This window comes from Citrobacter freundii complex sp. 2025EL-00176, from assembly GCF_053309355.1.
Genome location: NZ_JBRYHT010000001.1, coordinates 1136571 through 1149303 on the forward strand (window position 1 = coordinate 1136571; position 12733 = coordinate 1149303).

Here is a 12733-nt window from a genome sequence, read left to right on the forward strand (position 1 = left end):
ATCAGGCAGCCACATAATAGCCCTAGAACCGTCCAGAGAATAACGAGTGTCATTAGTGAACCGCCTTAGAATCTGCAATCATGATATTGTCGCTATACAAAATCGCAATAGCCGCTTTCATGTATTTTTCAGGACTAACGCTAAGTTTGTTTGTCTCTTTGATGATAAGTCGCTTTATGGTTGAGTCGGTAACAGGTAACATCATTTGAGGCTCGCCACATTCTACCGACTGAATAAAGTCAGAGATGCCTTCTGCATTATCAGCCATCAAAGATAGCAACATGAGAAAGTCAACATAGATGCCTGCATCATCTAAATGTTGAAGCATATTTACCGTGTCATTATCAAAGAAAATCTGTAATTCGTATTCGTTCATTTTTAAAATCCTCTATGAGATAGTTTCTATCGAATCAATTAAAACAGGTCTCAGACCTATAAAAATAGCCATTTTAAAGCCAGTATTCATGCGGGTTACAGAGGGAGTGAGACACCTAGGTAATAGGGTAGCTCATCTTTGAGTCTCACTCTCTCTTACAGGCTTACACAGACGCTTTAGTCTGTAGTATTGACTGCGTGATAAGCCGTATTTCTCAGAAATATAACTTTGTGATTGGCCTTTGGCGATTGCATCAATGATTAAATCTTTATCGTATCTGTTACCATTGGCTTTGTGCTTGTCACCATTTTTAATAGAGTTGAAATTCTCCATTAATTTAATGGCGTCTTTAAAGTCATCCTCGTAAGTATAATCAAAGCCTCTGATAAACTCGAAATCACCATTATCTTTTTGTGCTTCAGTCCAAATATCAAATCTTGAGGCTAATTGCTGGTGGGTAAACTTGGGCTTATTAGTTTGTGTTACGTCTTTCCAGACCTTACCGTCAAACCTTACCAAATGGTCACGATGTTTATAAAAGTCATACATTAAACCCCCATAGATAACTTGTGAATCTTGATGCTTAAGAGTCTTGCTAAATCCAGTTCAAAAGCATTTGAAGACTTCAGACTATCAAGGTCATCTTGTGTAATCCTGATATGATGCCTTGCAGACTCTAAGCGACTATTAAGCAAATCTTGTTCGTTAATGTCACGGTTAATTGCAAGTTTCATTACTGCCGCATGTGATAACCCTGTAATATTTTTGATTCGGTTAAGTTCGTCAAAGGCTGTCTTTGTAACTCTGGTTAAAGTGTGTTTAGTCATTTTAAAATACCTCTGTAACTAAATATGGGTCAAATCCAAAGTCTGGTTGTTCGTTTTCCATTAGCTCAATATTTCCAACGGTAATATGATGCTTAACAACACCAATTAATTTCGCGCACATTACAGCAAGCAGCGCGCAATAGGCATCAGTTGGTAACTCATGGCTTAATCGGGTTGCTTGTCGCTGAAGATGATTTGTCACGGTAGCTGAGTTAATTTCATCAAGATTCTTCAGAAGATAAAATAGTTTTTTGTTGTATTTCGGGTGACCTTCACTTCTACAGAATCCAATAAAAATATCATCAAGCTTGCTCGGTAGTTGCTCGTAGCTGTCGAAGTTATTCAAATAATTCTTGATGCTGTTCTTTGTTGTTTTGCGTGTTGGCATAAATCGGTCTCGTGGCGTAATGCTACGAATGACCGCTTCAATGTTTTTACGTTCGGTTTTGGAAAAGGCTGGTAGTTCGTAGCTGGTGGGGGTATCTGTGTAGCTGTAACCGTTGCTTCTGTTTCTTGCTTTACTCTCTTCAAGAAACCTTTGAAATTCTCTGTCGTTCATTCATATTCTGACCCTCATGGAATGTTATTATTCTGTTAACCCTATATATACAATGCTATCAGTTTCAAGGACTAATGTCAAGTATTTTTTAACAATTTAGTAACATTTATGGTATAATGGTTTTATGAGAGAGGTATTATTAGAAGGCGTGGCTGTATCGTTCGGTCACATGTTTTGCATTGCACAGAAGGAATATGAATGAACCTCCCTCCTGAACTGGTATCACCAGATACGTGGACCAGTGGCGGTGTCGGGCTTGTTATTGGCGTCCTGCTCCGTTACTTCGTTGTTCGGCTATTCGTGGTCTTCAGATTGTTCGGTCGTGAATGGTCGTTTGACTTGAAAGACAGAAGCCGTGAAGACAACCACCAAGACCCATCCTAACCCCCATCACTCCCACCTCTGAAGTATTTTAGCTGGTGGGTAGTGAAATCTCTTGACAAAGCCGGAAAGCTGTATCTTTCAGTTGTTCACATCAAGCTATCCAGTTGACAGTTTGTATAAAAAACGCTTATATTTCAACGAATTGTAATTAGCCAATATATAAGCTGTTCAGCTTCTTCACAGAGAAACTTCAAAGGTTAACTTCACCCATAGAGCGACACCCCCAGAAAGGGAAGCTCCTTTCTTAACCGACTTCTTAACCCGCCCTTTACGTTATTCGTTCACAGTGTCGATAAGTGGTTTTGCCCTCTGTTTTCTGTCATCATCGGGCTTGCCTTATCAGGGCTTTGAAATGTCTCTGTAACTTCCTTCTTAACGAGAGAGAAGAGTATAGTGACCCCAAGCGAAGCGCCCCTCTTAGCATATATCTTAAACATCGGTTTAGCATTTAGTGTTATTCATTAAGTTTAGCACTTTTTGTTAAAGACAAGCCACTTGACAAATGTTAAGATTTTTGACATAACCCTCTTAACAGACTTTTAAGAAGCTTTGAAACAGTCTGATTAACAGGGTCACTACCTCCGGTTCTTCGTTCCTTCTTTCAGGTAGTTTCTGTTAAGTACCTTTTCAGGTATCTCTTACAGTCACTGTTAAGACGAACCTACCTTCGGTTTCATGGTTCTCTTCTCCCGTTAAACACTCTATCTAGCTATCTGCATAATCACTTCCAAGAATCTTACAAGATAATATCCAGACCTCTTATAGTTGAGCTGATACAGAAACATTACAGACATGCTCTCTAGGTACTGTGTAGTTCACTTAGTGGGAAGAGAGGGGAATATGTGACCATAGGAACCCCTCCTGTTATAAAGGCTTCTATACTGATTAAAATCTGCACAGACAATATTTAGGTTCTAAAAATTTTTTATAAAATCGTAGTAGCCACCTTTGAATCTCATCTTTCCCGAATCTTCGAAAATATCTGTCTAGGATGTATATCTGCTTGGTATGGTACATTCTCGCTATAGCACCCCCTTTGCAAAATCTCAAAATATCATTGACTTTCTTTGTGAATTACTCTAAAGGCATCTATCTAGGTCTCTAACTGTACAAATAACCATGACAACAAACGCCCGTTAAGTGTCTATATAAAAAGGTAGCTGCACCTATAGACAACAATTGTGATAATTGATTTAATGTCTATAGACAAATAAAACAGACCTTTGTTGGCTATATTGAGAGATAAGAACATGTCACGCATCTTTGCTTACTGCCGCGTATCAGTTGATGATTCCACCAATGAGAACCAGATTGAAGCCATCAAGAATGCAGGTTACACAATCCCTAAGACACGAATCATAGAGGAAGTAGTATCCGGTTCAGTGGCTGCTATGGAGCGTAAAGAGTTCTCTAACTTGGTCACACATAAACTAGAAGCTGGTGATACGCTGGTGGTTCTCAAGCTTGACCGTTTAGGACGTGATTGTATCGACCTGCAGAAAACGGTTGATATGCTCATTGCAAAAGGGATTAAGCTAATTTGCCTAGACTTGCCTGCACAGGACTTATCCAAGCCAGAAGGTAGGATGATGCTTCAAATGTTCGGGGCTTTTGCAGAGTTCGAACGTAACCGCATCAAGGAACGTACTAAGCAGGGTCTACAGCGTGTTAAATCTCAAGGTAAAGTGTTAGGTCGTCCTGTAGCTGTGAACACTACAGAAGCCGTTTTAGAGCATAAGGCAAAGGGATTGTCACAGAGTCAGGTTGCAAAGCTTCTGAATCTCTCTGTAAGAACGGTTAGCCGTCACTGGACAAAGACACTGTAAAAAACTTAGTAGCATCTTCATAGCCTCCTTCATGGGGGCTTTTTTGTATCCACTCTCTAAACGTGTCCTACGTAAATTCTCCTGAACACTGATACACATTGAAAAATAATATTCACGCAGGAAACAGTTATCTCTTGCAACTGTAATATAGAGTGACCAAACATCTATACATCGTTATATAGTCCTGTATATAGCACTTTTCTAGGGGTCGAGAGAGGGGTGACTGATACGACACAGTTTACCCTAAACAGAGGCCGTACAGATTCTTTATAGATATCAATAAGTTATGCAAAACGTAAGCCGTATTAATTCTGTGTGATAGTGTATAGACACATGGGAAAATACCGTTAAATTGTATAAATCTAGGGGCTGGAACAAGCCTAACTCACCTGTTTATGGCCTGTTTTTACCAGTTCTATTGATGAGTGATTTCAGCCACGTTATTACAGACTGCATAGTGGTTTCATGCTGGTAAAAATCTTTAAAACTGATTTCTTTTAACTTAAACGATATCTCTACAGGTTCATCCATACTAGTAAGGATAGCCATGTAATTGTTGTTCACATTGCCTCGCATCGGTGGGATGTTCTCTTTAGTTATTCCTGCCCTTATAACCTTCCAAACTGAGGTATTGAAATTCATCACATCATTGCAGAATCGTCCATGTGCTTTCATCATATCACGAACCAGTTCAGCCGATTTAGGGCTGAGTTTGTTACCCATTGCATCCATCATTTGCAGTGAAGATGCCAGATAATCCAGTTCAGCTATGATTTTGTAAGAGTTCGATTTGACTTCCCACTGTAACGACTGGTCTTTAGGCTCAGATATCGGGGTATTCAATCCATACTGACTATCAAATATTCTTCTTGAATCCTCAACGTATTGGATAGCTGAATAGTAACGGTTATGAAGATTGTGTACTTCTTTATAGAAGTTTTCAGCACTCTCAAGACGTTTAGTCTTAAACCAATCATTAGCTTTGAATGCAGCCCATACAGCGGTAGTAGCCATCGTGATATCAGCTAACATGCTGAAGAAGTCAGTTGTGTCACTCATCCTGTCATACCCAGAAAACTCAATTGGTTAACTATCTTAACGCTCTGGGGAGTTGTAAGGAACATCAATTGAAGAAGATGTAAGGTGAACATCTAAAGAAAACCGAATAGACTTCATTCAAGGGTCATTGAAGTCATAATCGTTTCAGTTAAAAAACCAGGCCCTGATTTTAAATGCAAATAGCAATCATATTCAATAAGGCCTGGACAGTAAGCTGCATTTAAAACACGATTTTATGTAAAAAAACCTTCGTGACAATGTGGTCTTAACAAATCCGTTATCTTTACGTTGCAGTTGCCATGCCTTTCCAATAACGTAATTAACGACTTTTACCGATTAAGGAGCTCTACCCGTGCTGTACGTTATTTATGCTCAAGATATCGCAGACTCTCTCGACAAACGCCTTTCCGTGCGCCCTGCTCATCTGGCCCGTCTGCAACTCCTGCATGACGAAGGACGACTGCTCACTGCAGGACCGATGCCAGCCGTTGACAGTAACGATCCAGGTGTCGCGGGTTTTACCGGCTCGACGGTGATTGCCGAATTTGAATCTTTAGAAGCGGCGCAGGCGTGGGCAGAAGCCGACCCCTATGTGGCTGCTGGCGTTTACGCGCAGGTTTCAGTAAAACCGTACAAAAAAGTATTTTAAAAACAGAATAAAAGCAGACATTGGGCACCAGCAGCGGTGCCCTTTTGAGATCAGATACTGTGGATTGCAAACAGCAACGAGTTACGTTGATGATTCAGAATACACTTTCTGATGGTATGGATACGCATGTTACGACGCGATTGTCCTTCAAGCCAACGTGCTTTACGGCGGCTAGCCTGACGCTGCATCCGCCAGCGTCCCACTTCCGTTCTACTACGCTTCATGTTAACTACTCTTCCAGTCACTGAGCGGCCATTATAACGCCACACCGAATGCAGACCAGTGGTTTTCCCGTGTTTTTATTTGCCAGATTTATCCTGATGCGTAAACTCTTAACAATACGCTTTCAAAAGGATTTTTAAATTTATGACAACCTTCTACACCGTGGTGAGTTGGCTGGTCATTCTGGGTTACTGGGTACTCATTGCTGGCGTCACATTACGCATTCTAATGAAGCGACGCGCAGTGCCCTCCGCAATGGCATGGCTGTTGATCATCTACATACTGCCATTGGTAGGGATCATAGCTTATCTGTCCTTCGGTGAACTCCACCTGGGTAAACGCCGGGCCGAACGCGCCCGGGCAATGTGGCCTTCAACGGCCAAATGGCTGAACGACCTCAAAGCCTGTGAACATATTTTTGCGCAGGAAAACAGCAGCGTGGCTTCTTCATTATTTAAGCTGTGCGAGCGTCGTCAGGGAATCGCTGGCGTTAAAGGGAATCAACTGCAGCTGCTCACCAGTTCCGATGACGTGATGCAGGCGCTAATCCGTGATATTCAACTGGCGCGTCATAACATCGAGATGGTGTTCTACATCTGGCAACCGGGAGGTATGGCCGATCAGGTTGCCGAGTCGTTAATGGCGGCCGCCAGAAGAGGCGTTCACTGCCGTCTGATGCTGGACTCTGCGGGCAGCGTGGCATTCTTCCGCAGCCCGTGGGCGGCGATGATGCGTAATGCGGGTATTGAAGTTGTCGAAGCTCTGAAGGTTAACCTGATGCGTGTGTTTTTGCGCCGGATGGACCTGCGCCAGCACCGTAAGATGGTGATGATCGATAACTATATTGCTTACACCGGCAGCATGAACATGGTCGACCCGCGTTTCTTTAAGCAGGATGCGGGCGTGGGGCAATGGGTCGATTTAATGGCGAGAATGGAAGGACCTGTTGCCACCGCGATGGGCATCGTCTACTCCTGCGACTGGGAAATTGAAACCGGGAAACGCATTTTACCGCCGCCGCCGGACGTCAACATTATGCCGTTTGAGCAGGCCAGCGGTCACACCATTCACACCATCGCCTCGGGTCCTGGTTTCCCTGAAGACTTAATCCATCAGGCGTTATTGACTGCTGCTTATTCGGCGCGTGAATATTTAATTATGACCACGCCCTATTTTGTCCCCAGCGATGATTTACTGCATGCGATCTGTACGGCAGCACAGCGTGGGGTCGACGTCAGTATCATTCTTCCGCGTAAGAATGATTCCCTATTGGTTGGCTGGGCAAGCCGGGCCTTTTTCACCGAACTGCTGGCCGCGGGCGTCAAAATCTATCAGTTCGAAGGCGGCTTGCTGCACACCAAGAGCGTACTGGTTGATGGCGAACTGAGCCTGGTCGGTACCGTTAACCTGGATATGCGTAGTTTATGGCTGAATTTTGAAATTACGCTGGTCATAGATGATGCCGGGTTCGGTGGGGATCTCGCCGCAGTGCAGGATGATTATATTTCGCGTTCTCGCCTGCTTGATGCCCGTTTGTGGGTAAAACGACCACTCTGGCAGCGGATCGCCGAGCGACTGTTTTACTTCTTTAGCCCGTTGCTGTAAAACGTGCCCATCAGATAGTAAACAGGTAGTCATTATGGATATGGATTTGAACAATCGTCTGACAGAAGACGAAACGCTTGAGCAGGCTTACGATATTTTTCTCGAACTGGCTGCGGATAACCTCGATCCGGCAGATATCATTCTGTTCAATTTGCAGTTTGAAGAGCGCGGCGGTGCAGAATTATTTGACCCGGCGGAGGACTGGCAGGAACACGTCGATTTTGACCTGAATCCTGACTTCTTTGCCGAAGTGGTGATTGGTCTGGCAGATACAGAAGACGGCGAAATTAACGATATTTTTGCCCGCGTTCTGTTGTGTCGCGAAAAAGATCACAAGCTCTGCCACATTCTCTGGCGCGAATAATTAAAAAAAGCTGCTCTCGCAGCTTTTTTACTTTTAGCCCGGTAATTTGCTTCCACACCGGTTACAAAACTGCGCGCTATGCTCATGCTGGCTCTGCTGACACTGCGGACATTTACGCTGATTCTGCCGATGCTGGAACGCACTGCTCATATGCGTCGTTATCAAACCTGTCGGGATCGCAATCACGGAATAACCAATCAAAATCAGTACTGACGCTACCATGCGCCCGAGCGGCGTGTGGGGAGTTATATCACCATAACCAACGGTGGTTACCGTGACAATGGCCCAATACACTGACGCATTCAGCGTACTAAAACCATATTTAGGTCCTTCAATCAGATACATCAGCGCGCCGAAAACAATCATCAGAATGGCAATAAAGGAATAGAACAGGATTAGCTGATGACGGGCGCTTTTTATTGCGCTCCAGAATATACGCAGAGAAGGCATAAAGCGCAGCAGTTTGAGAATTCGCAGTACGCGCAGGACACGCATCGCCCGCCAGGCGAAAACATAACTCAGACTGATTTCCGGCCATAACCACATCACATACAGTGGCAGAATGGTGGCAAGATCAATAATCCCCCAGAAACTAAAGACATATTTAGCGGGATTGGCCCAGCAGCATAATCGCAGCAGATATTCGAGAGTAAAGACCAGCGTGATAAAGACTTCCAGCCAGACAAAGACATGCCATTCATCGTAGGTTAAATGGTATTGCGTCCCGACTCCGGACTCAATGAAGATAACAATCACGCTGAGCAGCGCGAACAGTGCGCACATACCTTCAAAACGGCGCCCCGAGCGAGTGTCTAAATCAAATAATGTACGATAAAGCGTACGGCGAGCAGAAGAAACTAAGCCAGACACAAATACCTCACCAAAAAGAAGGGCTGACCTTTGTCAGCCCTCACGATTATAGCGGGTCTACTTTCAGGCAGGAAACGGCGTGTCGAAAACTGCCTTCGAGAACCGGGCGTGTTTTTGCACACTCTGGTCCGGCAATCGGGCAACGCGTACGGAACACACAGCCCGTAGGAGGATTAATCGGTGACGGCAACTCGCCTTCCAGCAACTGAATAACCTTGTTCCTTTCCATATCCGGATCGGGGATCGGCACTGCAGACATGAGCGCTTTGGTATAAGGGTGCAGCGGATTATGGTACACCTCGTCATAGGTGCCTAATTCCACCGCGTGTCCGAGATACATCACCAGTACGCGATCGGAGATATGCTTAACCACCGCCAGGTCGTGGGCAATGAAAATTAATGACAACCCCATTTCACGCTGTAGCTGCTGCAAGAGGTTAACGACCTGGGCCTGAATGGATACGTCCAGCGCAGAAACCGGTTCGTCACAGATAATCAGCTTCGGTTCGAGAATCAGCGCGCGGGCAATACCAATACGCTGACATTGGCCGCCGGAAAACTCATGCGGGTAACGGTTAATCAGGTTGGGTAGCAACCCAACCTTCATCATCATTGCCTTCACACGGTCACGGACTTCCTGCCCCGACAATTTCGGATGATATGTCCGTAGCGGCTCGGCAATAATTTCACCAATGGTCATACGCGGGTTTAATGATGCCAGCGGATCCTGGAATATCATCTGGATATCACTGCGCACCTCCCGCCATTCATCGGGTTTCATCCCCAGCAAATCTTTACCCAGCCAGGCGACCTTTCCATCAGTGGCTTTCACCAGACCGATAATCGCACGAGCAAAGGTCGATTTCCCGCAGCCGGATTCCCCCACCACGCCTAAGGTTTCACCTTCATACAATCGCAGGGTCACGCCATCAACCGCTTTCAGGGATTTAGACGGTTGCCAGAACCACTGCTTGCCGTCTTTAATGTCGAAATGGACTTTTAAATCGGCAATTTCAAGGAGCACTTTTCGTTGTTCGGTGACCGTATTCATACCAGTTCCTCCACGGGTTTAAAGCAGGCGCGCAGGCGACCCGGGCTAAACTCTTCCAGTGGCGGAGCACTGCTACAGATTTCCATCGCATACGGGCAGCGGGGCTGGAACGGACAGCCTTTGGGCAGACGCAGCAGGTTCGGCGGGTTGCCCGGGATAGTCAACATCTCTTCCCCTTCAGCGTCCAGGCGAGGTACGGCATTCAGCAGACCAATCGAATACGGATGAACGGGCTTATAAAAGACATCCCGCGCGCTGCCATATTCCATAGTTCGTCCGGCGTACATCACCAGCACTTTGTCACAAATACCGGCGACAACCCCCAGATCGTGGGTGATCATAATAATTGCGGTGTTGAATTCGCTTTTCAGTTCATTCAGCAGCGTCATAATTTGCGCCTGTACCGTAACATCGAGCGCGGTAGTCGGCTCATCGGCGATCAATAATTTTGGCCTGCACAGCAGCGCCATGGCGATCATTACGCGCTGACGCATTCCGCCGGAGAATTCATGCGGATACATTTTCATGCGCTTACGCGCTTCCGGCATTTTCACCGCATCCAGCATTCTGACCGATTCTTCAAACGCTTCTGCTTTGCTCATGCCTTTATGCAGCATGAGAACTTCCATCAGTTGCTCTCCGACCCGCATGTAAGGATTCAACGAAGTCATCGGATCCTGAAAAATCATTGAGATTTGCTCGGCGCGCAGTTTATTCAGCTCGTGCTCCGGTAAATTCAATATTTCACGCCCGTTAAACGTTGCAGAACCCCCAATACGGCCATTCGCCGCCAGCAGCCCCATCAGGGCAAATGCCGTTTGCGATTTGCCAGAACCAGACTCACCGACAATACCCAACGTTTCACCGGCTCGCAGAGAAAAGTTTAAATCGTTTACTGCCGTAACATCGCCATCGGGAGTGGCAAACGTCACGCGCAGATCCTGCACGTTTAGCAGTGCGTTAGCCTGTTGTTGCGCGAGCGGCGCGGTTGCGGTCTCAATTACGCTCATGGCGGCGCTCCTTAACGGTCTTTCGGGTCGAGGGCATCACGCAGGCCATCGCCGATAAAGTTAAAACAGAACAAAGTAACCACCAGGAAACCGGCCGGGAACAGCAACAGCCATGGCGATACTTCCATTGAGTTGGCACCATCACTCAGCAGTGCGCCCCAGCTACTTAACGGCTCCTGCGTCCCTAACCCCAGGAAACTCAGGAAGGATTCAAACAGGATCATGCTGGGCACCAGCAACGAAGCATATACCACCACGACGCCGAGTACGTTGGGCACAATATGACGGATAACAATGCGCACGGTAGACACCCCGCCGACTTGCGCCGCTTCAATGAACTCTTTGCGCTTCAGGCTCAGCGTTTGTCCACGCACGATACGCGCCATGTCCAGCCAGGAAACCATCCCAATAGCGACAAAAATCAGCAGAATGTTTTGACCAAAGAAGGTCACCAGCAGAATCACGAAGAACATGAACGGGAAGGAGTTGAGGATTTCCAGCAGGCGCATCATCACCGAGTCGATTTTACCGCCGAGATAACCTGACAAAGAACCATACAGCGTGCCAACCACGACCGCCACCAACGCCGCGGCAATGCCGACCATCAGCGAGATGCGCCCGCCAATTGCCACACGCACCAGCAGGTCACGACCCGATGAGTCGGTGCCAAAGTAGTGTCCGGACTCCATATCTGGCGCGCTGGACATCATTCCCCAGTCGGTATCAAAGTAGGTAAACTGCGACAGCATCGGCGCCAGGGTCACAAACAGCGCAATAATCACCAGCACTACCAGGCTTGCCACCGCCGCGCGGTTATGCATAAAACGTCGACGCGCGTCCTGCCACAGGCTGCGACCTTCGACCTCCAGCTTCTCACTGAAATTCTCCAGCGCCTCGCTGTTTTTCTTACTTAACATCATAGCGAGCTCCAGTATCAGTAACGAATCTTCGGATCGATAACGGCATACAGCACATCGACAATCGCGTTAAACACGATAGTCAGCGTACCGACCAGAATGGTCAGACTCAGGACCAGCGAATAGTCGCGGTTTAAGGCGCCATTCACGAACAGTTGGCCAATGCCCGGCAAACCATAGATTGTTTCAATAACCATTGAACCAGTAATAATGCCGACAAATGCGGGTCCCATATAAGACAGCACGGGTAGCAACGCAGGTTTTAACGCATGGCGGAAAATAATCCGCCGCATCGGCAGCCCTTTAGCGCGCGCGGTACGAATAAAGTTTGAGTGCAGCACTTCAATCATCGAGCCGCGAGTAATACGGGCGATACTGGCGATATAGGCGAGTGATAACGCCACCATCGGCAGGATCATAAATTTCAACGCCCCGCCGTTCCAGCCACCGCCGGGCAGCCATTTCAACGTTATGGCAAATATCATGACCAATAAGGGAGCAACGACGAAACTGGGAATAACCACCCCGGTCATCGCGACCCCCATCACCGTGTAGTCCCAGCGCGTATTTTGCTTCAGTGCGGCGATCACCCCAGCGCTAACGCCGACCAGCACCGCCAGAATAAATGCCGCAGCGCCAAGCTTCGCTGACACCGGAAAACTTGAAGCGACAAGGTCGTTAACCGTGTAATCTTTGTATTTAAAGGATGGTCCAAAATCACCATGCGCCAGCTGTTTCAGGTAGCTGAAATACTGTGTGGAGATGGGATCGTTGAGATGATATTTCGCTTCAATATTAGCCAGCACTTCTGGCGGCAATGCGCGTTCACCGGTGAATGGACTACCCGGCGCAAGGCGCATCATAAAGAATGAAATCGTAATAAGAATAAACAGCGTCGGAATCGCTTCCAGACAACGACGTAATATGAATTTTAACATTGCCCGTACCTTCTGGCGTGTGCCTTTACACCTCTTCTACCCAGATCTTCTGGTAAAGAGGTGTTAATAGTTCGAA

The 12733-nt window shown here is 46.5% G+C and carries 15 protein-coding genes; 4 read left to right on the forward strand and 11 right to left on the reverse strand.

Going from position 1 to position 12733, the window contains the following annotated elements; all coding sequences use genetic code 11:
* Window positions 1-52: 52 nt before the first annotated feature.
* The 4 genes from ACVXHP_RS05580 to ACVXHP_RS05595 all read right to left on the reverse strand — a co-directional run bounded on the left by ACVXHP_RS05580 (window position 53) and on the right by ACVXHP_RS05595 (window position 1762).
* Window positions 53-376, reverse strand: a complete 324-nt coding sequence (locus ACVXHP_RS05580) for a hypothetical protein (protein ID WP_447571026.1) — start codon at window positions 374-376, stop codon at window positions 53-55.
* A gap of 132 nt (window positions 377-508) precedes the next feature.
* Entirely contained in the window at window positions 509-925 is a 417-nt protein-coding gene (locus tag ACVXHP_RS05585; RefSeq protein WP_447571027.1) for a helix-turn-helix domain-containing protein, read from the reverse strand.
* Window positions 925-1203, reverse strand: a complete 279-nt coding sequence (locus ACVXHP_RS05590) for a hypothetical protein (RefSeq protein ID WP_447571028.1) — start codon at window positions 1201-1203, stop codon at window positions 925-927. Before ACVXHP_RS05590 ends, ACVXHP_RS05585 begins: the two co-directional genes overlap by 1 nt.
* 1 nt (window position 1204) lies before the next feature.
* The gene (locus ACVXHP_RS05595; RefSeq protein ID WP_447571029.1) at window positions 1205-1762 is read right to left on the reverse strand and encodes a hypothetical protein; all 558 of its coding nucleotides are present in this window, start codon (window positions 1760-1762) and stop codon (window positions 1205-1207) included.
* A 1634-nt stretch (window positions 1763-3396) separates the two neighbouring features.
* Here ACVXHP_RS05595 and ACVXHP_RS05600 point away from each other — a divergent pair.
* Window positions 3397-3972 carry a recombinase family protein gene (locus ACVXHP_RS05600; RefSeq protein ID WP_447571030.1) on the forward strand — a complete coding sequence of 192 codons (576 nt, stop codon included), beginning with the start codon at window positions 3397-3399 and terminating at the stop codon, window positions 3970-3972.
* A gap of 393 nt (window positions 3973-4365) precedes the next feature.
* Here the strand turns inward: ACVXHP_RS05600 and ACVXHP_RS05605 are convergent, their stop codons facing one another.
* Window positions 4366-5031: a hypothetical protein gene (locus ACVXHP_RS05605; protein ID WP_447571031.1), complete on the reverse strand. Its 666-nt coding sequence runs from the start codon at window positions 5029-5031 to the stop codon at window positions 4366-4368.
* A 352-nt stretch (window positions 5032-5383) separates the two neighbouring features.
* On the opposite strand from ACVXHP_RS05605, the gene ACVXHP_RS05610 reads away from it, so the two are divergent.
* Complete coding sequence (locus ACVXHP_RS05610) at window positions 5384-5680, forward strand: YciI family protein (protein WP_006684292.1); 297 nt, start codon at window positions 5384-5386, stop codon at window positions 5678-5680.
* 50 nt (window positions 5681-5730) lie between these two features.
* Here ACVXHP_RS05610 and ACVXHP_RS05615 read toward each other — a convergent pair whose 3' ends face one another.
* Window positions 5731-5904, reverse strand: coding sequence for a YciY family protein (locus ACVXHP_RS05615; protein WP_094301000.1), 174 nt, complete (start codon window positions 5902-5904; stop codon window positions 5731-5733).
* 142 nt (window positions 5905-6046) lie between these two features.
* On the opposite strand from ACVXHP_RS05615, the gene cls reads away from it, so the two are divergent.
* Window positions 6047-7507: a cardiolipin synthase gene (cls, locus tag ACVXHP_RS05620; protein ID WP_038641094.1), complete on the forward strand. Its 1461-nt coding sequence runs from the start codon at window positions 6047-6049 to the stop codon at window positions 7505-7507.
* 34 nt (window positions 7508-7541) lie between these two features.
* On the forward strand, window positions 7542-7871 hold the full coding sequence (locus ACVXHP_RS05625) for an HI1450 family dsDNA-mimic protein (RefSeq protein ID WP_003020691.1): 330 nt from the start codon (window positions 7542-7544) through the stop codon (window positions 7869-7871).
* Between the two features lie 33 nt (window positions 7872-7904).
* On the opposite strand, the gene ACVXHP_RS05630 is transcribed toward ACVXHP_RS05625, so the two are convergent.
* Genes ACVXHP_RS05630 through oppB form a run of 5 tightly spaced genes read right to left on the reverse strand, consistent with a single transcriptional unit; the run spans window position 7905 to window position 12657 of the window.
* Complete coding sequence (locus ACVXHP_RS05630) at window positions 7905-8741, reverse strand: ion transporter (protein ID WP_200006284.1); 837 nt, start codon at window positions 8739-8741, stop codon at window positions 7905-7907.
* Between the two features lie 46 nt (window positions 8742-8787).
* Window positions 8788-9792, reverse strand: a complete 1005-nt coding sequence (oppF, locus tag ACVXHP_RS05635) for a murein tripeptide/oligopeptide ABC transporter ATP-binding protein OppF (RefSeq protein WP_447571032.1) — start codon at window positions 9790-9792, stop codon at window positions 8788-8790.
* Window positions 9789-10802: a murein tripeptide/oligopeptide ABC transporter ATP-binding protein OppD gene (oppD, locus tag ACVXHP_RS05640; protein ID WP_200006282.1), complete on the reverse strand. Its 1014-nt coding sequence runs from the start codon at window positions 10800-10802 to the stop codon at window positions 9789-9791. Before oppD ends, oppF begins: the two co-directional genes overlap by 4 nt.
* 11 nt (window positions 10803-10813) lie before the next feature.
* Window positions 10814-11722, reverse strand: coding sequence for an oligopeptide ABC transporter permease OppC (gene oppC / locus ACVXHP_RS05645; protein ID WP_008784950.1), 909 nt, complete (start codon window positions 11720-11722; stop codon window positions 10814-10816).
* A 14-nt stretch (window positions 11723-11736) separates the two neighbouring features.
* Window positions 11737-12657 carry an oligopeptide ABC transporter permease OppB gene (gene oppB, locus ACVXHP_RS05650; RefSeq protein ID WP_003020708.1) on the reverse strand — a complete coding sequence of 307 codons (921 nt, stop codon included), beginning with the start codon at window positions 12655-12657 and terminating at the stop codon, window positions 11737-11739.
* Window positions 12658-12733: the final 76 nt, after the last annotated feature.